The organism is Raoultella sp. T31 (assembly GCF_002806725.1).
Lineage (GTDB): Bacteria > Pseudomonadota > Gammaproteobacteria > Enterobacterales > Enterobacteriaceae > Klebsiella > Klebsiella electrica.
Window position 1 is genome coordinate 54,887 of the sequence record NZ_PIBO01000002.1, and the last position, 19,140, is coordinate 74,026.

The 19,140-nt window shown below is 56.4% G+C and carries 18 protein-coding genes; 10 read left to right on the top strand and 8 right to left on the bottom strand.

Features of this window, described 5'->3' with window-relative positions; genetic code table 11:
• Window positions 1-50 precede the first annotated feature (50 nt).
• Both mrcB and hrpB read right to left on the bottom strand, forming a co-directional pair.
• Complete coding sequence (gene mrcB, locus CWM52_RS01755) at window positions 51-2,600, bottom strand: bifunctional glycosyl transferase/transpeptidase (RefSeq protein WP_100682514.1); 2,550 nt, start codon at window positions 2,598-2,600, stop codon at window positions 51-53.
• A gap of 647 nt (window positions 2,601-3,247) precedes the next feature.
• Window positions 3,248-5,677, bottom strand: coding sequence for an ATP-dependent helicase HrpB (hrpB, locus tag CWM52_RS01765; protein ID WP_100682515.1), 2,430 nt, complete (start codon window positions 5,675-5,677; stop codon window positions 3,248-3,250).
• Window positions 5,678-5,749: 72 nt separating this feature from the next.
• On the opposite strand from hrpB, the gene thpR reads away from it, so the two are divergent.
• From thpR to panD, 9 genes are all read left to right on the top strand, one after another.
• On the top strand, window positions 5,750-6,286 hold the full coding sequence (gene thpR / locus CWM52_RS01770) for an RNA 2',3'-cyclic phosphodiesterase (RefSeq protein ID WP_100682516.1): 537 nt from the start codon (window positions 5,750-5,752) through the stop codon (window positions 6,284-6,286).
• Entirely contained in the window at window positions 6,286-7,002 is a 717-nt protein-coding gene (gene sfsA, locus CWM52_RS01775; RefSeq protein WP_100682517.1) for a DNA/RNA nuclease SfsA, read from the top strand. Before thpR ends, sfsA begins: the two co-directional genes overlap by 1 nt.
• 164 nt (window positions 7,003-7,166) lie before the next feature.
• Window positions 7,167-7,622 (top strand): RNA polymerase-binding protein DksA, encoded by a 456-nt coding sequence (dksA, locus tag CWM52_RS01780; RefSeq protein WP_004858018.1) that lies wholly within the window; start codon window positions 7,167-7,169, stop codon window positions 7,620-7,622.
• Window positions 7,623-7,684: 62 nt separating this feature from the next.
• Entirely contained in the window at window positions 7,685-8,566 is an 882-nt protein-coding gene (gene gluQRS, locus CWM52_RS01785) for a tRNA glutamyl-Q(34) synthetase GluQRS (protein ID WP_100682518.1), read from the top strand.
• A 176-nt stretch (window positions 8,567-8,742) separates the two neighbouring features.
• Entirely contained in the window at window positions 8,743-10,137 is a 1,395-nt protein-coding gene (gene pcnB, locus CWM52_RS01790; protein WP_100682519.1) for a polynucleotide adenylyltransferase PcnB, read from the top strand.
• Window positions 10,134-10,613 carry a 2-amino-4-hydroxy-6-hydroxymethyldihydropteridine diphosphokinase gene (gene folK / locus CWM52_RS01795; RefSeq protein WP_100682520.1) on the top strand — a complete coding sequence of 160 codons (480 nt, stop codon included), beginning with the start codon at window positions 10,134-10,136 and terminating at the stop codon, window positions 10,611-10,613. Before pcnB ends, folK begins: the two co-directional genes overlap by 4 nt.
• Window positions 10,614-10,736: 123 nt before the next feature.
• On the top strand, window positions 10,737-11,528 hold the full coding sequence (gene panB / locus CWM52_RS01800; protein WP_100682521.1) for a 3-methyl-2-oxobutanoate hydroxymethyltransferase: 792 nt from the start codon (window positions 10,737-10,739) through the stop codon (window positions 11,526-11,528).
• 11 nt (window positions 11,529-11,539) lie between these two features.
• Complete coding sequence (panC, locus tag CWM52_RS01805; RefSeq protein WP_100682522.1) at window positions 11,540-12,394, top strand: pantoate--beta-alanine ligase; 855 nt, start codon at window positions 11,540-11,542, stop codon at window positions 12,392-12,394.
• Between the two features lie 202 nt (window positions 12,395-12,596).
• Complete coding sequence (panD, locus tag CWM52_RS01810; protein ID WP_004858002.1) at window positions 12,597-12,977, top strand: aspartate 1-decarboxylase; 381 nt, start codon at window positions 12,597-12,599, stop codon at window positions 12,975-12,977.
• 59 nt (window positions 12,978-13,036) lie between these two features.
• Here the strand turns inward: panD and CWM52_RS01815 are convergent, their stop codons facing one another.
• The 5 genes from CWM52_RS01815 to CWM52_RS01845 all read right to left on the bottom strand — a co-directional run bounded on the left by CWM52_RS01815 (window position 13,037) and on the right by CWM52_RS01845 (window position 17,595).
• The gene (locus tag CWM52_RS01815; protein WP_100682523.1) at window positions 13,037-13,279 is read right to left on the bottom strand and encodes a hypothetical protein; all 243 of its coding nucleotides are present in this window, start codon (window positions 13,277-13,279) and stop codon (window positions 13,037-13,039) included.
• Window positions 13,280-14,031: 752 nt separating this feature from the next.
• Window positions 14,032-15,279, bottom strand: a complete 1,248-nt coding sequence (locus CWM52_RS01830) for a polysaccharide deacetylase family protein (protein ID WP_100682659.1) — start codon at window positions 15,277-15,279, stop codon at window positions 14,032-14,034.
• Between the two features lie 62 nt (window positions 15,280-15,341).
• The gene (locus CWM52_RS01835) at window positions 15,342-15,782 is read right to left on the bottom strand and encodes a PTS sugar transporter subunit IIA (RefSeq protein ID WP_100682525.1); all 441 of its coding nucleotides are present in this window, start codon (window positions 15,780-15,782) and stop codon (window positions 15,342-15,344) included.
• Between the two features lie 119 nt (window positions 15,783-15,901).
• Window positions 15,902-16,672, bottom strand: coding sequence for an ABC transporter permease (locus tag CWM52_RS01840; protein ID WP_100682526.1), 771 nt, complete (start codon window positions 16,670-16,672; stop codon window positions 15,902-15,904).
• The gene (locus tag CWM52_RS01845; RefSeq protein ID WP_100682527.1) at window positions 16,669-17,595 is read right to left on the bottom strand and encodes an ABC transporter ATP-binding protein; all 927 of its coding nucleotides are present in this window, start codon (window positions 17,593-17,595) and stop codon (window positions 16,669-16,671) included. Before CWM52_RS01845 ends, CWM52_RS01840 begins: the two co-directional genes overlap by 4 nt.
• A 106-nt stretch (window positions 17,596-17,701) precedes the next feature.
• On the opposite strand from CWM52_RS01845, the gene can reads away from it, so the two are divergent.
• Window positions 17,702-18,364 carry a carbonate dehydratase gene (gene can, locus CWM52_RS01850; RefSeq protein WP_100682528.1) on the top strand — a complete coding sequence of 221 codons (663 nt, stop codon included), beginning with the start codon at window positions 17,702-17,704 and terminating at the stop codon, window positions 18,362-18,364.
• Window positions 18,365-18,424: 60 nt separating this feature from the next.
• Here can and hpt read toward each other — a convergent pair whose 3' ends face one another.
• Window positions 18,425-18,961 (bottom strand): hypoxanthine phosphoribosyltransferase, encoded by a 537-nt coding sequence (hpt, locus tag CWM52_RS01855; protein ID WP_015585135.1) that lies wholly within the window; start codon window positions 18,959-18,961, stop codon window positions 18,425-18,427.
• Between the last annotated feature and the right edge of the window lie 179 nt (window positions 18,962-19,140).

A 19,140-nucleotide genomic window follows, 5' to 3' on the forward strand; every position in this document is an offset into this window, starting at 1 on the left:
AATAAAAAAGCCCCCTGATACTCTGCTATCAGGGGGCCTGGTGACGACGATCAGTTACCGCCGAACATATCCTTAATCCAGCCTGCTACGCCATCGCTCTTTTCCTGCTTCGCTTGCTGTTGCTGCTGTTGCTGTTGTGCCGGCTGCTGCTGCCCGGACTGATTGAACGGATTGTTCTGCTGCTGTTGCTCCAGCTGCTGCTGTTGCATCTGCTCGCCCTGGCGACACAGCGCATCCGGGGTGGTTGTCCAGACCGGAAGCGAACGCATTCCCCCGCTACACACGAAGTTGCCATTGCTGTCCACGCCCATATCCACCACGTCTTCCGGTGCCGTCAACGCCAGCGGCGTCGGCGTCTGGTTAGCCAGATAGCGCTGGTAAATAGACATTGCGCCGCTGGCACCGTAGAGTTTCGTCGGCTGGTTGTTATCGCGCCCCACCCAGGTAATGGTCACCTGGCTGCCGTCAATCCCGGCAAACCAGGTATCGACGTTATTGTTGGTGGTCCCGGTTTTCCCCGCCAGATGCAGACCCGGATACTTCGCGCCAAGCTGACGGCCGGTACCGCGCTGCACAACCTGCTGCATGGTCCACAGCGTCATGTACGCAGCCTGCGCCGGCACCACCCGCTCTGCCTGTGGATAGCTCTGATACAGCACGGTACCATCTTCGGCGATGACCGAACGCAGCGCCGAAAGCGTCGCGCGGTTACCGCCGCTGGCGATAGTCTGGAACGCCTGCGCGACTTCAATCGGCGTCAGGTTCAGCGCCCCGAGAATCATCGCCGGCACCGGGTGCAGCTGATCTTTCGGCGCCCCCAGTTTGACCCAGGTGTCGGTTATCGCCGGCAGACCCAGCGCCATCCCGAGGTTAACGGTCGGCACGTTCATCGAGCGCGTCAACGCATCCACCAGCATCACCTGACCGCTAAAACGGCGATCGTCGTTCTGCGGGGACCAGGTTTGACCGTTGGGCAGACGGATGGTGATCGGCGCATCGGCAATCGAGGTGTTCAGGCGATACTGGTTCGGCAAGCTGAGCGCCGTCAGATAGGTCGCTGGCTTCGCCAGAGAACCGATTGAACGGCGGGCCTGCATCGCGCGGTTGTAACCGGCAAACTGCGGTTCCGCACCGCCGACCATCGCCCGCACTTCACCGGTAAAGCGGTCAACCACCACCATCGCGGTTTCCAGATCCGGCAGCTTACGCTGTTTCTTCAACAGCGGAATGCCGTCGGTCGCCGCTTTTTCCGCCGCATCCTGCGCGACGGAGTCAAAGGTCGTAAAGATCTTCACGCCGGAGAGATCTTTCACCTTATCACCCAGTTTCGCCTGCAGTTCCTGACGAACCATCTGCATAAACGCCGGCTGTGGCGAGATCACGCCGCCGCGCGGCTGCACGCCCAGCGGACGCGCGCTCAGCATGTCATACAGCTCCTGATCGATCACGTTCTGCTGCTGCAGCAGACGCAGCACCAGGTTGCGTCTTTCCAGCGCCAGCTTCGGATTACGCCACGGGTTGTAAATCGATGCGCCTTTCACCATCCCGACCAGCAGCGCCTGCTGATCGAGGCTGAGCTCTTCGACCGGGCGGCCAAAGTAATAAAGGCTCGCCAGCGGGAAACCGCGAATTTCGTTGTCGCCGCTCTGACCGAGGTACACCTCGTTCATATACAGCTCAAGGATACGATCCTTGCTGTAACGCGCATCAACGATCAGCGCCATATAGGCTTCGTTCGCTTTACGCCAGTAAGAGCGCTCGCTGGAAAGGAACAGGTTTTTCACCAGCTGCTGGGTCAGCGTACTGGCCCCCTGCACCGTGCGCCCGGCCGTCAGGTTCGCCAGCACCGCGCGACCAATCGAGTACAGGCTAATCCCGTCGTGTTCATAGAAGTGACGGTCTTCGGTCGCCAGCAGCGTATCCACCAGCAGATCCGGGAAGCCGCTGCGCTTGACAAACAGACGCTGTTCGCCATTTGCCGACTGCAGCATGGTAATCAGCCGCGGATCGAGACGGAAGAAACCGAACTGGCGGTTGTTCTCCATATTCTCGATCGTCTCCAGGTGATCGCCGTCAAAGGTCAGGCGCGCGCGCACCTGCCCTTCTTTACTATCAGGGAAATCAAACGGACGACGGATCATCTCAATGCTGTTGGCCTGCACGGTATACTCGCCCGGACGCGTCATCGCGCTGACCTGGCGGTACTGCGTGGCATTCAGCAGACGAACCATCTCGCTTTTGCTGATCTGCATATCCGGTTCGAGGTTAACCATGCGGCCATAAACCGCCGCCGGAAGCTCCCAAACCTTGCCGTCGATACGGCTACGGATTTTCTGATCGAGATAGACACCGTAAGCGGCAACCAGCACCGCAATCACGACCCCTATCTTGAACAGCAGCCATAGCCAGGTCCGTTTACGGCGAGGCTTGTTACCTTTGCCTTTTGCTTTCTTCGGCATCGGCTCTTGATCCTCATAATCATCGTCGTCGTAATCATCGTCATAGTCCTCATCCCGGACCCGACGACGAGTCACCTTTTGTTTTGCCGGACGCGAGGGCTTTCCCTTACGTCCGATAGGCTCGCGGTCATCTCCCGCCATGCTTCTTCTCCGCAACTTTCAGGCGTAAAAGCCTGATTCTCAATACTTCCTCTTGAAAGAGGAAGAAGATATCTCTCAAATTCACGCCCGGAGGTCGCCATCCGCAGACAACGCCCCTGGTATCACCGCGCGTCGCGTCTCAGGGCGCGGTCATGATGTACGCTTATGCACTCGTTGATAATTCATAATATAAATCATCACGTTACACACATCGCCTGACGAGAATTTTGGGACATAGCACAAATAGTCCAGGTGACACAGGATAGCACTAAACCGGGACAGGCTTAACCAGCATTTTACTCCCTCACGAGGTAACAAAAGCGAAAATATTATGTTTTTTAATAACATAAAATATCCTCCGCCGTTCATCGCCTCAGCGGTCTGCCTGAGGACCTCTTCGGTGATAAAAAACAACGGCTTCAGCGCTGGATGAATATGATATTCCGCCGGTAACCAGAAATATTCGGGCAAAGAAGTGAAGAGCAACAGTCCGCCGGAAGCCGCAGAATGCAGCCAGTTTAATCGCCCGCTAGCGCCATTTATTGATTGCCTACGCCGTCAGTCATGACCAAATAGCCTACCTGTGTTTTATTTCACACCGTTTTATTCCCCTGGGCTGTCTTCAATAATGCCTCCTGGCCCGTCCGCTACGAATACTTTTTGGTGCGCCGCGTTGGCGCGGTATTGGCCGGATCGTCCGGCCAGACGTGTTTGGGGTAACGTCCCTTCATCTCTTTTTGCACCTCGCGATAGGTCCCCTGCCAGAAAGCACTGAGGTCGCGGGTAATCTGCAGCGGACGCTGCGCAGGCGACAGCAGCTCCAGCACCAGCGCGACCCGGCCCTGGGCTATCGTCGGCGTGGCGGCTTCGCCAAACATCTCCTGCATACGTACCGCCAGCGCGGGCGGATTGTCGGCATGGTAGCGGATCGCTATCCGGCTCCCGGTCGGCACCGTGTAATGGGTTGGCAGTTCGCTGTCCAGCGTCTGGCGCAACGACCACGGCAGCCAGTTTTGTAGCGCCTGGCGCACATCCAACGCTTTCAGCGCGCGCAGCGAGTGCACCCCGCTCATCTGCGGTAGCAGCCAGGCTTCCAGCGACTCCAGCAGCGAGGCGTCGTCGACGGCCGGCCACGCCTCTTCTGGCAACCATTGTGCTGCGCAGTGCAGGCGCAGGCGCAGTTGTTCGGCTTCCGCCGTCCAGTTAAGCACGCCGAGGCCCTTATCGCGGATGCCGTTGAGCATCGCCTGATGCAGCTCCTCTTCCGAGGGCTTCGCCAGCGGCTGGGTTTTGAACACCAGTTGACCAATGCAGGTGCGTCGCCAGGCCTTCAGCGTCCCCTGCGCCTCATCCCATTCGACGGTATCGGAACATTGCGCCAGCCCGGGGCACTGCGCCAGCAGCGCATTGACGTCCAGCGGCAGCGCCAGCAGAATCCGCGCGTCCGGCGAGGCGCTTCCCTGCAGGAGCAGAGGCGCAATCAGCCATTCGTGGCGCCCGAGCGCATCGTCGGCGTCCAGCATCGCCCCCATCCCGTTGGCGAGTTGATAGCGCCCTTCCTGACCGCGGCGACGGGCGATCCGGTCGACAAATGCCGGGGCCAGCAGCGGCGCCAGGCGTTGTGCATCGGGCTGGCCATCGCGGCTGCCCAGCCGCTTCAGAAGCTGCCGGGCCCGCTGCTGCCAGTTCGGCTGCTGGCGGGCAAACGCCGCGCCGAGATCGCTGCTTGCGCCGCGCGGAGGCTCTTCGAGGATCGCCGCCAGTTTCGCCGCAGTCGCCGCATCATCCGCATCAGTGGCCGCCGTCAACATCGCCGCGAGACGCGGATCGTTACCCAGGGCGGCCATTTCGCGCCCGCGCGCCGATAGTCTGTTCCCCTCCAGCGCCGATAGCGCCGTCAGCAAGCACCGCGCCGCGGCCAGGTTTGCCTCAGGCGGCAAATCGAGCCAGTTCAGCTGCGCCGGATCGGGGCATCCCCACTGTAAAAGCTCCAGCAGCAGCGCAGAGAGATCGCTGTGCAGTATCTCCGGATCGCTCTGAGCCGCCGCGCGTTCCGCCTGCTCTTTGCCAAGCAAATGCAGACAAATCCCCGGCTCCAGACGACCGGCGCGACCGGCGCGTTGGGCCATCGACGCCTGGCTGATGCGTTGTGTCATCAGGCGGGTTAAGCCGGTACGGGCGTCAAAGCGAGCGACGCGCTCCTGGGCGCTATCGACTACCAGCCGGATGCCTTCGATGGTTAAGCTGGTCTCGGCGATATTGGTCGCCAGCACCACCTTACGTTTGCCTGCCGCTGCGGGGAGAATCGCTTTGCGCTGATCGCTCAGCGGCAACGCTCCGTACAGCGGGCACAGCACCACATCGTCGGCCACCCGTTCGGCCAGCTGCGCCTGTACCCGCTGAATTTCCCCCACACCCGGGAGGAACAGCAGCAGCGAGCCGCGCTCCTGGCGCAGCAGTTCCGTAGCGGCGATGGCGACCGCTTCATCGAAACGCTGATGCGCGGCAAGCGCCTGAAATCGTTTTTCCACCGGGAACGCACGCCCTTCAGAGCAAATGGTCGGAGCCGAAGGCAACAGCCGCTGCAGGCGATCGTTATCCAGCGTCGCTGACATAATCAGCAGTTTAAGATCCTCCCGTAGCCCCTGCTGGACATCCAGCAATAGCGCCAGCGCCAGATCCGCCTGCAGACTACGCTCGTGGAACTCATCAAGGATCACCAGCCCGACGCCGCTCAGTTCGGGATCGTGCTGGATCATCCGCGTCAGGATACCTTCAGTCACCACCTCCAGCCGCGTATTTGGTCCGACGCAGGTTTCGGCGCGCATCCGGTAGCCGACGGTCTCCCCCGGTTTCTCGCCCAGCAGCTCCGCCAGGCGTTGGGCCACGTTGCGGGCGGCCAATCGCCGCGGCTCCAGCAGGATAATGCGCCCGTCGATATGACCATCGGCGAGTATTTGCAGCGGCAGCCAGGTCGATTTCCCGGCGCCGGTTGGCGCATTGAGCAATACCTGAGGCGCCTGCTGCAGTGCGGAAAGAAGTTCAGGGAGGACGGCGGCAACCGGCAATTGGGACACGAATGGCTCCGGAGGTTAACATTTGCGGGCAAGCATTGTAGCATCCTGATAATTCATTACCGAGTCTCTATCATGTCCGAGCCGAAAAGGCTGTTTTTCGCCCTTGAGCTACCGCCTGAAGCCCAGCGGCAAATCGTTCACTGGCGCGCGGCGAACTTTGCGGAAGATGCCGGACGGCCGGTGGCCGCAGATAACCTGCACCTGACGCTGGCCTTTCTTGGCGAAGTCAGCGCGGACAAGCAGCGTGCGCTGGCGGCGCTGGCCGGACGCATCCACCAGCCCGGATTTACGCTCACCCTCGACGATGCCGGCCAGTGGCTGCGTTCCCGCGTGGTGTGGCTCGGCCCCCGCCGGCCTCCGCGCGGCCTGTTACAGCTGGCCAGCCTGCTGCGCGCCCAGGCGGCACGCAGCGGCTGCTATCAAAGTCCGCAGCCGTTTCATCCGCATATCACCCTGCTGCGCGAGGCCCGCCACGCGGTGCCCATTCCGCCGCCGGGCTTCAGCTGGACCTTTGCCGTCAGCGAATTTGTGCTTTATGAATCCCGTTTTTCCCGCGGACGCACCCGCTATACCGCGCTGGAACGTTACCCCTTTAACAAGGAAAGCTGATGCAGTTCAATCCATCTTTACAATCCGCCATCCTGATTCAGCGTTACAAACGGTTTTTGGCGGATGTGGTCACCCCCGACGGCCGGGAACTTACGCTGCACTGCCCGAATACCGGCGCGATGACCGGCTGCGCGACTCCCGGCGATACCGTCTGGTACTCCACATCGGATAATCCGAAACGCAAATACGCTCATACCTGGGAATTAACGCAAACCCAGCGCGGCGCGATAATTTGTGTTAATACTCTACGCGCGAATATACTGGCAAAAGAGGCGATACTGGCGGGGAATATTGTCGAACTTTCTGGTTATAACACGCTGAAAAGTGAAGTAAAATACGGCGAGGAAAAGAGTCGCATTGACATAATGTTACAGGCAGAAGATCGACAAAACTGCTATATTGAAGTGAAATCGGTTACGTTGGCGGAAAATGACAGCGGTTATTTCCCCGATGCAGTGACCGAACGCGGTCAAAAGCACCTTCGGGAGCTGATGAGCGTGGCGGCGGCAGGCGACCGGGCCGTAATCTTGTTCGCCGTGCTCCATTCGGCGATCGACTGTTTCTCACCCGCGCATCATATTGATGCCAGATACGCACAGCTGTTGATTGAGGCGCAAACCAAGGGGGTAGAAATTCTCGTTTATAAAGCGGAACTTTCTACCGAGATGATGACTCTGAATAAGCCGATTGCCGCGGTGTTAACCCCCGGTAAATAAACGGCTAAATTATGTCCGGGTCGCGAGCGCAAATACGCTTTTCTTCACAGGGTTGTCAAGTGTAACGTTTAGATAATTGCTATCCGGAAAAGCATCTGCTATTTATAGCGGCCTGATTTTTCCCCCAACATGGGGATCGATAGTGCGTGTTAAGGAGAAGCAACATGCAAGAAGGGCAAAACCGTAAAACATCGTCCCTGAGTATTCTCGCCATCGCTGGGGTGGAGCCGTATCAAGAGAAGCCGGGCGAAGAGTATATGAACGAAGCCCAGCTGGCGCACTTCAAGCGTATTCTTGAAGCATGGCGTAATCAACTCAGGGATGAAGTGGATCGCACCGTATCGCACATGCAGGATGAAGCGGCTAACTTCCCGGATCCGGTAGACCGTGCCGCTCAGGAAGAAGAGTTCAGCCTGGAACTGCGTAACCGCGACCGCGAACGTAAACTGATCAAAAAGATCGAGAAAACGCTGAAGAAAGTCGAAGATGAGGATTTCGGCTTCTGCGAATCCTGCGGCGTTGAGATTGGCATTCGCCGTCTGGAAGCGCGTCCGACCGCTGACCTGTGCATCGACTGCAAAACGCTGGCGGAAATTCGCGAAAAGCAGATGGCTGGCTAATTCGCTTCGCTATCGTATCTCCGGCGGGAGTCTCTCCCGCCTACATGTTTTATTCGTCACTCATGAATGACTCACACTATATTGGCCGCTTTGCCCCCTCACCTTCCGGCGAACTTCATTTCGGCTCTTTGATTGCCGCTCTCGGCAGCTATCTTCAGGCCCGTGCGCACAACGGTATCTGGCGCGTACGCATTGAAGATATCGATCCGCCGCGTGAAGTCCCCGGCGCCGCCAGTACGATTCTGCGCCAGCTAGAGCACTACGGCCTGCACTGGGACGGCGAAGTGCTGTGGCAGTCGCAGCGTCACGAAGCCTACCGCGAACGGCTGGCCTGGCTGCACGAACAGGGACTCTGCTATTACTGCACCTGCACCCGGGCACGCATACACGCCGTCGGCGGCGTGTATGACGGCCACTGCCGCGATTTACGACTCGGCGCACATGACGCCGCCCTGCGTTTACGTCAGACGCGGCCGGTCCTCGCGTTTGATGACCGTCTGCGCGGCCCCCTCGTCGCCGATGAGGCGCTGGCGCGGGAGGATTTCATTATTCACCGCCGCGACGGCCTGTTCGCCTATAATCTGGCGGTGGTCGTGGACGATCATTTTCAGGGGGTCAGCGAAATCGTCCGCGGGGCGGATCTTATCGAACCGACAGTGCGCCAGATTTCGCTGTATCAGCATTTTGGCTGGCAGGCCCCGGACTATGTCCATCTGCCGCTGGCAGTGAATGCCCAGGGGAATAAACTCTCCAAACAAAACCACGCCCCGGCGCTGCCGGAGGGCGATCCGCGCCCCGAAATTATGCGGGCGTTAATGTTTCTTAATCAGGATATTGAGCAGGAATGGCGAGCGTTGACTATTGAGGATCTGCTGAAGAATGCGGTAGCCAACTGGGACCTGCAAAAAATCCAGCATTCTCAAATGGCTCTCTCTGAGCTATGATTAGCCGCTATTTTTCTCGTCGCCTTTCAAGTTGCTCCTGCGTTGGCTGCACTTGTTCACCCCAGTCACATAGTTCTCTATGCTGCCGGGACTCACAAGTTTGCCACCTTGCTGCAACCCGAAATGCCTAGAGTAATATTTTGATCTGAAGTCCGTCTGACACTACGAGGTGCAACATTTTTACCCGAGTCGCTAATTTTTGCCGTAAGGTGCTAAGCCGTGAAGAGCGCGACGCAGAAGCCGCCGTTGAACAAACGCATATGACGGTTATCCCGCGTGAACAGCATGCAATTTCCCGCAAAGATATCAGTGATAATGCCCTCAAGGTGCTCTATCGACTGAACAAGGCGGGCTATGAAGCCTATCTCGTCGGCGGTGGCGTACGTGACCTTCTGCTTGGTAAAAAACCGAAAGATTTTGACGTGACAACCAGCGCGACGCCGGATCAGGTCCGTAAACTGTTCCGCAACTGTCGTCTGGTGGGCCGTCGTTTCCGCCTCGCGCACGTGATGTTCGGGCCGGAAATCATCGAAGTCGCCACCTTCCGCGGCCACCATGAAGGGCACACCACCGACCGTGTGACTTCACAGCGCGGCCAGAACGGGATGCTGCTACGCGACAACATCTTCGGTTCGATCGAAGAAGATGCCCAGCGTCGCGACTTCACCATTAACAGCCTGTATTACAGCGTGGCCGATTTTACCGTGCGCGACTACGTCGGCGGCATGAAAGATCTGCAGGAGGGCATGATTCGCCTGATTGGCGATCCGGAAACCCGCTACCGCGAAGATCCGGTCCGCATGCTGCGCGCCGTGCGTTTTGCCGCCAAGCTCAATATGAACATCAGCGCGGAAACCGCCGAGCCGATTCCGCGTCTTGCCGCACTGCTCCACGACGTTCCTCCGGCGCGTCTGTTCGAAGAAGTGCTGAAGCTGCTGCAGGCGGGCTATGGCTATGATACCTACATGCTGCTGCGCGAATATAACCTGTTCCAGCCGCTGTTCCCGACCATCACCCGCTACTTTACCGAGCGCGGCGATAGCCCGATGGAACACATCATTACCCAGGTGCTGAAGAATACCGATAACCGCATCCATAACGATATGCGCGTTAACCCGGCGTTCCTGTTCGCGGTCATGTTCTGGTATCCGCTGCTGGAAATGGCGCAGAAAATCACCCAGGAGAGCGGTCTGGCCTACAACGACGCTTTCGCCCTGGCGATGAACGATGTGCTGGATGAAGCCTGCCGTACGCTGGCCATTCCGAAGCGTATTACCACTCTGGTCCGCGATATCTGGCAGCTGCAGCTGCGCATGTCCCGCCGCCAGGGCAAACGCGCCTGGAAGCTGATGGAACATCCGAAGTTCCGCGCCGCCTACGATCTGCTGGAGCTGCGTGCCGGCGCCGAGAAGAATGGCGAACTGCAGCGTCTGACCAAATGGTGGGGCGAGTTCCAGGTTGCCGCGCCGCCAGATCAAAAAGAGATGCTTAACGAGCTTGATGACGAACCCATACCGCGCCGCCGCCATCGCCGCCCGCGTAAACGCGCTCCGCGTCAGGGTGGCGCATGACCCGCGTCTACATCGCGATCGGCAGTAATCTGGCTTCTCCTCTGGAGCAGGTCAATGCTGCCGTGACGGCGCTGGCGGCCATCCCGGACAGCCGGATGGTCGCCGTCTCCTCTTTTTACCGCACGCCGCCGTTGGGGCCGCAGGATCAGCCTGACTACCTCAACGCCGCCGTCGCCCTGGAGACGGAACTGCAGGCTGAAGCTTTGCTGGATCATACCCAGCGCATCGAACTGCAGCAGGGCCGTCAACGCAAAGCCGAACGCTGGGGCCCCCGCACGCTGGATCTCGATATCATGCTGTTTGGTGATGCGGTGATTCACAGCGAGCGCCTGACGGTACCGCACTACGATATGAAAAACCGCGGTTTTATGCTGTGGCCGCTGTATGAGATTGCCCCGACGCTCCATTTCCCTGACGGCGCCACTCTGCGTCAGGTGCTGGAAAACCTTGGCGCCGAAAAGCCGGCGATCTGGTAGTTTCCCCCTTCCCCATTTTTAGCCATTACGGCGATCGTCGTTATCGGTTGCCTAAAACCATTGCCCCTCTGAACGCTGCTGTTAGAATGCCGGTTAATATGACTTTCATCATCAGGAAACGTTATGAAACCGACCACTATCGCCCTGCTGCAGAAATGCAAACAGGAGAAGCAGCGCTTCGCCACCATCACCGCCTATGACTACAGCTTTGCGAAGCTGTTTGCCGATGAAGGGATCAACGTGATGCTGGTAGGTGACTCGCTGGGCATGACGGTGCAAGGGCACGACTCGACCTTGCCGGTGACCGTGGAAGATATCGCCTATCACACCCAGGCAGTACGCCGCGGCGCCCCCCATTGCCTGCTGCTCGCTGACCTGCCGTTTATGACCTATGCCACCCCTGAACAGACCTTCGCTAACGCCGCCATCGTGATGCGCGCAGGCGCCAACATGGTCAAGCTTGAAGGCGGCGCCTGGCTTGCGGAAACGGTAAAAATGCTGACGGAACGCGCGGTGCCGGTTTGCGGCCACCTCGGTCTGACCCCGCAGTCGGTCAATATTTTTGGCGGCTATAAAGTGCAGGGCCGCGGCGATGCGGCGCAGGCGCTGTTCGACGACGCGCTGGCACTGGAAGCGGCAGGCGCACAGCTGCTGGTCCTTGAGTGCGTCCCGGTCGAACTGGCCCAACGTATCACCGAGGCGTTAACCATTCCGGTTATCGGCATTGGTGCAGGCAACGTCACCGACGGGCAGATCCTCGTGATGCATGACGCTTTCGGGATCACCGGCGGCCATATCCCTAAATTTGCTAAAAATTTCCTGGCTGAAGCGGGCGACATGCGCGCCGCAGTGCGGCAGTATATTGCCGACGTGGAGTCCGGCGTTTATCCGGGCGAAGAACACAGTTTCCATTAAGGAGTCTTGTTGTGCTGATTATTGAATCCCTGCCGCTGCTGCGCCAGCATATTCGCCGTTTGCGCCAGGAAGGTAAGCGTATCGCGCTGGTTCCCACTATGGGCAACCTGCACGACGGTCATATGCAACTGGTGGATACCGCAAAAGCCAGCGCCGATGTCGTGGTGGTCACTATTTTCGTCAACCCGATGCAGTTCGATCGTCCTGACGACCTGTCGCGCTATCCGCGTACCCTGCAGGATGATTGCGAAAAGCTGAACAAACGTAAGGTGGATTTTGTTTTCGCCCCCGCGCCGGCAGAGATCTATCCGCACGGCACCGAAAACCAGACCAGTGTGGATGTGCCGGGGCTGTCGACCATGCTTGAGGGCGCCAGTCGTCCAGGCCACTTTCGCGGCGTATCGACCATCGTCAGCAAGCTGTTTAACCTGGTGCAGCCAGACGTCGCCTGCTTTGGCGAGAAAGACTTCCAGCAGCTGGCGCTGATTCGTAAAATGGTTGCCGACATGGATTACGATATTGAGATAATCGGCGTACCGATTATTCGTGCTAAAGATGGTTTGGCGCTGAGCTCACGCAACGGCTACCTCACCGCAGAGCAGCGTAAAATTGCGCCGGGCCTGTATAAAGTGCTGAGCGCCGTCGCCGACAAGCTTGCCGCCGGTGAACGTAACCTGGATGAAATCATTACCCTTGCCGGGCAGGAGCTGAACGAGAAAGGCTTCCGCGCCGACGATATCCAGATCCGGGATGCGGATACGCTGCTGGAGCTGACGGCAACCAGTCAACGTGCGGTGATCCTGATGGCCGCATGGTTGGGACAGGCGCGGTTGATCGATAACCACATCGTCGAGCTGGGTCAGTAGACAAGGGTTAAAAATCTGGCAATATTGCCGGACATTTACTCAAAGCGGATGTCATGTCCGCTTCGTATCATTAAGGTATAGACCCTGACTCATCCGCTTGCAGAGCGGCGGCAGGCAAGAGCATTACGGTCCCCCGGCAGGGAAAGTCGCTCGCCCGCCAGCCCCTGTACGCTGGAGCAGAACGGGAAGAAAGGTAGACATCATGATTCGTAATATGCTGCAGGGCAAACTCCACCGCGTAAAAGTCACGCAGGCCGACCTGCACTATGAAGGTTCCTGCGCCATTGACCAGGATTTTCTGGATGCCTCCGGTATTCTTGAAAACGAAGCGATCCACATCTGGAACGTGACCAACGGCAACCGCTTCTCCACCTATGCCATTGCCGCCGAACGTGGCTCGCGAATCATTTCGGTGAACGGCGCTGCCGCACACTGCGCCAGCGTGGGTGACATTCTGATTATTGCCAGCTTCGTCACCATGCCTGATGAAGAAGCCCGCCGCTGGCAGCCGAAAGTGGCCTATTTCGAAGGCGACAACGAAATGAAACGCCAGGCAAAGGCCATTCCGGTGCAGGTTGCCTGATAGCCAATCGCTGACGGTGCGCCGCCCAGGCGGAGCACCGTTTATTTATAATAGAATAGTCAGGATAAACGTCTTTTAACTGCAGCCGTTACATAAACCACTATTGCTACGATGAATAGTGAAGCAATACAAAGCGACAGAAAGTAATACTTATCCCATATATCACCAGGTATAACTTCTGTATAGCGCCTGATCAGATAGTAGGTTTTGACTTCAGGCATAAATAAAAACAGCAGCACGAATACTACTGTATATAATAATGCTTCGCCAATCCATAATAGCGCGTATTGTATCGGTTTCATTAGTACACCTGTATGGTCCCGAAGGCAGTCAATGAGGCTGCTATCTGTATTGTGGGCGTATTAAGTAATGCAGCACGTAACAACATAAAATCAGATAGTCGGGGTAGAGTCATACAACCTTCACTAACCCCCCCTTATAACCTGCTGGATGAAGTCTAAAATGTCCCCTCTGTACTTCTCCCACCCATGTTAGATCGTCTATCATGCCATTGCCGCCGAACGTGGCTCGCGAATCATTTCGGTGCAGGTTGCCTGATAGCCAATCGCTGACGGTGCGCCGCCCAGGCGGGGCACCGTTTATTTATAATAGAACAGTCAGGCTAAACGTCTTTTAACTGCAGCCGTTACATAAACCACTATTGCCACGATGAATAGTGAAGCAATACAAAGAGCCAAAAAATAATACTTATCCCATGTAAAATCGGACATGAATCCTGTTAATTCTGTAATCAGTCTGTACATCTTTATTTCTGGTATCAGCACGTATAACAGGACAAACACAACTGTAAACAGCAATGCTTGCCCAAACCATAATAGTACGTATTGTATTGGCTTCATGAGAACACCTGTACGGTACCGAAAGCAGTTAATGACGCTGCTTCCTGTATTGTGGGCGAATCAAATCAAATAACCATAAATAAAAAATGGACTTTATGCCAGATAACAAATTCTGAAAATAAATAAGATGCTCTATGGAAAACCTTGTCAGGAATTTATTCGCGGGGTGGCCGGTTTCGTATCACCGACATCCTTTATCCCTGCGGCTGATTGCTGATCAACCGCGACATCGTCTCCAGCGAATCGGTCCGCAGAATATAGAGCCTTTTTAGTAAGAACGGGTTATCCCCCGGCGTCACCTTCCCTCTCACCGTGGTCACCGCCATATGAAAACCGGCGTCGTTCGCCGCCTTGATCGCCGTCGCGTTATAGCCGCCGAAGGGATAAGAAAGATAGAGCACATGCGGATTGAACTGCGAAAGCGCGCGCCGTGAATGCTCAAAATCAAACAGAATATTATGGTAGCTGCGACTCAACAAAATCGGATGGCGTAGCGCATCCACCCGATGCAGGAAGTGCGTATGGGACTGTATATCAAAAACGTCCTGAATCTGCTTGAGCTCGGAAACGCTCATAAACTGCAGCGATTTCGGCTCCCACTTCTGCGGGTGGCGCTTGATACGCGATGAGATAATAAATGCCGTCGCGTGAAAGCCATACTGCTTCAAAATCGGGTACGCATAGCGGTTAACCGACTTCAGACCATCGTCAAAGGTAATCACCACCGAGCGGGCCGGCAGATTGATTTTATTACGCAGATAGCCTTCCAGCTGATACATGGTCAGCGTGGTGTAGCCCCGATCGCGGAGCCAGGTCATCTGGTTGCTGAAGGCACGTACCGAAGTCGTGGTAGAGGTGTGGCGAAAACGGGTGTTCTCTTCATCGCGCAGAATGTGATGATAGGTCAGCATCGGAATACCGCGATCTTCCTGCGCGTCGAGGCTGCTGACCCACGCCAGCCGGTTACCAAGGCGAATTTGAAACCAGGTCTGGTTAAGGCGGTCTTTCAGCTTGCTGATAATGGGATAGCGCAGATTATTCGCCAGGGTGCCAAACGGCGCGCTGCCGACGGCAGGCGCATCGTACACCGGCGTATCTTTCCAGGTAAGCAGATTCTGGTTACTCAGCGGTTTATGCAAATCGCCAAGACTGTCTTCAACCCGCTGCTTGCCCTGCACCGGTTCGAGGTGGCCCTTATCAATAAAGCCGGTGCCGAAACCGAAGCTGAATTCATAATAATCGGCGGACGTCGGCACCACGGCGATAATTTGCCCGGCCCGAATGTTCCCCACGCTCACCACGTCATTGCCGATCTGCGCCCAGATAACCGCATCTTCCGTCGTCTGCATGTAGCGGGCGGGCATGCCCTGCTGGCTAAGCAGACTGGCTGAAGCGCTGAGTGATGTCAGTAAAAGGAGCAGGGCAAAAATTCGGGCAAACATGCAGGTCGGACCGCTAGAGAAATCAGCCGCCATTGTAACAAAAGCGGCATCAATACCAATGCTTAATTCCCGAACGCATCATGACGCAGGCGAAAAGGCGGATTTTTTTGCTGCTGGTGCCAGAGGCTGCTGACGACCGGGCTTCCGCTGCTCACGATCGCATCGCGAAACGCTTCGCTGCTCAGGGTGTAGCGCAGAAGATACATGCTCTCCAGTAATGGATAGCTGATGCCGGAGATCACTTCACAGTGGGTATGTTTATGGCTCATCAGGGCCGCCACGCGATAGGGAGGCGCTCCGGTGTTATCGGTCAAAAAAATCACCCCATCGCCGCTGTCCGTGGCGTGCAGCGCATCGCACATCATCCGGCTCAACATATTGCTGCTAAGATTACGCCAGTAATTTACCGCCCGGCATTGCGCCAGCGGGCCAAACTTTTTTTCCAGACGATCCAGCAGCACTTCCGCCTTCTCATCATGACAGGTAATCACCCACCCCAACATAGACAGCCTCCTTAGCAGAGAAACACTGTAACAAAGGGGATGACGCAGATGAGTGATGGCAGTCAAGATTAGCAGATAGCGCCTCGCCTGAAGGCCAGGCGCTATTCGCCGACGCGCGGTTAGCTGCGCAGACCGCGTCCACGCTGGATCAGATACCAGCACAGCGCGTAGAACAGAACAATAAAGACCACCAGCACGCCAAAAGTCGTAACCAGCGGAACATCGTTGATACCGAGGAATCCATAGCGGAAGCCGCTGATCATGTACACGATCGGGTTAAGGTGCGACAGCGCCTGCCAGAAGGGCGGCAGCAGGGTCAGGGAGTAAAATACCCCCCCGAGGTAGGTCAGCGGCGTCAGCACAAAGGTGGGGATCAGGCTGATATCATCAAAGGTTTTGGCAAAAACCGCGTTCAGCAAACCCGCCAGCGAAAAGAGGACCGCGGTCAGAATCAGCGTCAGCCCAACGAACAGCCAGGAATGCACCTGGAACGGCACGAAGAACAACGAGATCGCGGTAACCAGAATCCCTACGCACAGCCCGCGCGCAACCCCGCCGCCAACATAACCGGCGATAACCACGTGCGTTGGCACCGGCGCCACCAGCAGCTCTTCGATATTGCGCTGAAATTTCGCGCTGAAGAACGAGGAGGCCACGTTGGCATAGGCGTTGGTGATCACCGCCATCATGATCAGACCCGGCACAATAAACTGCATATAGGTAAAGCCATGCATTTCGCCGATCCGCGAGCCGATCAAATTGCCAAAGATGACAAAATAGAGGGTCATGGTGATCACCGGCGGCACCAGCGTCTGGATCCAGATACGCATAAAGCGGTGAATTTCCTTGGTCCAGATGCTTTTCAGCGCGATCCAATAAAGCTGCATCATGCTGATTCTCCTTTTCTGTCCTGCACCAGCGTGACAAACAGCTCTTCCAGCCGGTTGGCTTTGTTACGCATACTTAACACCTGAACGCCCTGGGCACTCAGCTGGGCAAATACGCTGTTAATCCCCTGCTCGCGCAGCACTTCGACTTCCAGCGTGGAGGTATCCACCAGGCGATACTGGTAACCTTCCAGCGTCGGCAGCGGGCTTTTCGGCGCCAGATCGAGAATGAACGTTTCTGATTTCAACTTGGCAAGCAGCGCCTTCATCGAGGTGTTTTCCACCAGTTCTCCCCGTTGAATAATCCCGATATTGCGACACAGCATCTCCGCCTCTTCCAGATAATGGGTGGTCAGGATGATGGTGGTGCCTTTATCGTTCAAATCCTTGAGAAAACCCCACATCGAGCGGCGAAGTTCGATATCCACGCCCGCGGTGGGTTCATCGAGGATCAGCAGTTTAGGTTCATGCATCAGCGCGCGGGCGATCATCAGGCGTCGCTTCATCCCGCCGGAGAGCATCCGTGCACGTTCGTTGCGCTTTTCCCACAGATCGAGCTGTTTTAAGTACTTTTCGCTGCGCAGAAGCGCTTCTTTATGCTCCACGCCGTAGTAGCCCGCCTGATGCACGACGATCTGCTGGACGGTTTCAAACGGGTTGAAGTTGAACTCCTGCGGCACCAGCCCGAGCTGACGCTTGGCGTTCACCACGTCCTTTTGCAGGTCGTAGCCAAAGACGTTGACCTCGCCGGAGGTTTTATTTACCAGCGAGCTGATAATGCCAATCGTGGTGGATTTCCCCGCCCCGTTAGGGCCGAGCAGCGCATAAAAATCCCCGGCTTCCACCTGCAGATCGATTCCCCGCAGCGCCTGAACCCCGCCGGGGTAGGTCTTGGTGAGCTGTTTTAATTCCAGAGCAATGGTCATTAAATATCTCTTCTCGTGTCATGACACGCGATGGGTTGTTTTAAATAAAGTGAGGTTAACCTATATTAGCCCAACGCACTTACTTGGTTACAGGCCGTAAACGTCCATGAATGATATAGATACACTCATCAGCAATAATGCACTATGGTCAAAAATGCTGGTGGAAGAAGACCCCGGCTTTTTCGCAAAATTGTCACAAGCGCAGAAGCCACGCTTTCTGTGGATTGGATGTTCTGATAGCCGTGTTCCTGCGGAACGGTTAACCGGCCTTGAGCCCGGTGAACTGTTTGTCCATCGTAACGTCGCCAATCTGGTGATTCATACCGACCTGAACTGTCTTTCCGTGGTGCAGTATGCCGTCGACGTGCTGGAAGTCGAGCATATCATCATCTGCGGCCACTATGGCTGCGGCGGCGTGCAGGCGGCGGTAGAAAACACCGAGCTGGGGCTTATCGACAACTGGCTGCTGCATATTCGCGATATCTGGTTCAAACACAGCTCGCTGCTGGGCGAAATGCCCGAAGAGCGCCGACTGGATACATTATGTGAACTGAACGTGATGGAGCAGGTTTATAACCTGGGCCACTCGACTATTATGCAGTCGGCGTGGAAACGGGGTCAGAAGGTCACCATCCACGGCTGGGCCTACGGTATCCATGACGGGATGCTACGCGATCTTGATGTGACCGCCGTCAGCCGTGAAACCCTTGAACAGCGCTACCGTCACGGGATTTCCAACCTCAAGAGCAAACACGCCAACCACAAGTAAGCCACCCGCTGAGAAAACCCCGGCAGCGCGGCGCGCCATCGTCCGGGGTCGCATGAAACCTTACTCGTCCAGCAGTACCACTTTGCCGACGTACGGCAGATGACGGTAGCGCTGCGCGTAATCAATCCCGTAGCCGACCACGAACTCATCCGGGATGGCAAAACCAACAAACTCGACCGGCACGTTCACTTCACGACGGCTCGGCTTATCCAGCAGCGTACAAATAGCCAGAGATTTCGGCTCACGCAGGCTGAGAATTTCACGCACTTTAGACAGCGTGTTGCCGGAATCGATAATGTCTTCCACAATCAATACGTCTTTACCGCGAATGTCTTCATCCAGATCTTTCAGGATTTTCACGTCACGGGTCGTCGACATGCCGCTGCCGTAGCTGGAGGCGGTCATAAAATCGACTTCATGCGGCACCTGCACTTCACGGCACAGGTCGGCCATAAACATAAATGAGCCGCGCAGCAGCCCCACCAGCACCATTTCGCTGCCGCTGTCTTTGTAGCACTCGTTGATTTGACGACCCAGTTCGGCGATACGCGCTTTGATCTCGGCTTCCGGGATCATCACTTCTACAGTATGTTTCATTAAACTAACCATTTGATTCTTAAGATAAATCATCAACACCGTTGCGAATGCACCGACATTGACCGGCAAGCTATGCAGTATACCAGTAAAAAGAAATATGCGATGCAGGGAATAATAAAGCCCATTTTGTGATTCCGATCACACTTGTTAAATCCTATAATTAATTGCAATTAAAAATT

What these genes read in the sequence shown, in the direction of transcription:
- mrcB (WP_100682514.1), bottom strand. Translation starts at nt 2,600, where the DNA reads ATGGCGGGAGATGACCGCGAGCCTATCGGACGTAAGGGAAAGCCCTCG.
- thpR (WP_100682516.1), top strand. Translation starts at nt 5,750, where the DNA reads ATGTCCGAGCCGAAAAGGCTGTTTTTCGCCCTTGAGCTACCGCCTGAA.
- sfsA (WP_100682517.1), top strand. Translation starts at nt 6,286, where the DNA reads ATGCAGTTCAATCCATCTTTACAATCCGCCATCCTGATTCAGCGTTAC.
- dksA (WP_004858018.1), top strand. Translation starts at nt 7,167, where the DNA reads ATGCAAGAAGGGCAAAACCGTAAAACATCGTCCCTGAGTATTCTCGCC.
- gluQRS (WP_100682518.1), top strand. Translation starts at nt 7,685, where the DNA reads ATGAATGACTCACACTATATTGGCCGCTTTGCCCCCTCACCTTCCGGC.
- folK (WP_100682520.1), top strand. Translation starts at nt 10,134, where the DNA reads ATGACCCGCGTCTACATCGCGATCGGCAGTAATCTGGCTTCTCCTCTG.
- panB (WP_100682521.1), top strand. Translation starts at nt 10,737, where the DNA reads ATGAAACCGACCACTATCGCCCTGCTGCAGAAATGCAAACAGGAGAAG.
- panD (WP_004858002.1), top strand. Translation starts at nt 12,597, where the DNA reads ATGATTCGTAATATGCTGCAGGGCAAACTCCACCGCGTAAAAGTCACG.
- CWM52_RS01815 (WP_100682523.1), bottom strand. Translation starts at nt 13,279, where the DNA reads ATGAAACCGATACAATACGCGCTATTATGGATTGGCGAAGCATTATTA.
- CWM52_RS01830 (WP_100682659.1), bottom strand. Translation starts at nt 15,279, where the DNA reads ATGTTTGCCCGAATTTTTGCCCTGCTCCTTTTACTGACATCACTCAGC.
- CWM52_RS01835 (WP_100682525.1), bottom strand. Translation starts at nt 15,782, where the DNA reads ATGTTGGGGTGGGTGATTACCTGTCATGATGAGAAGGCGGAAGTGCTG.
- CWM52_RS01840 (WP_100682526.1), bottom strand. Translation starts at nt 16,672, where the DNA reads ATGATGCAGCTTTATTGGATCGCGCTGAAAAGCATCTGGACCAAGGAA.
- CWM52_RS01845 (WP_100682527.1), bottom strand. Translation starts at nt 17,595, where the DNA reads ATGACCATTGCTCTGGAATTAAAACAGCTCACCAAGACCTACCCCGGC.
- can (WP_100682528.1), top strand. Translation starts at nt 17,702, where the DNA reads ATGAATGATATAGATACACTCATCAGCAATAATGCACTATGGTCAAAA.
- hpt (WP_015585135.1), bottom strand. Translation starts at nt 18,961, where the DNA reads ATGAAACATACTGTAGAAGTGATGATCCCGGAAGCCGAGATCAAAGCG.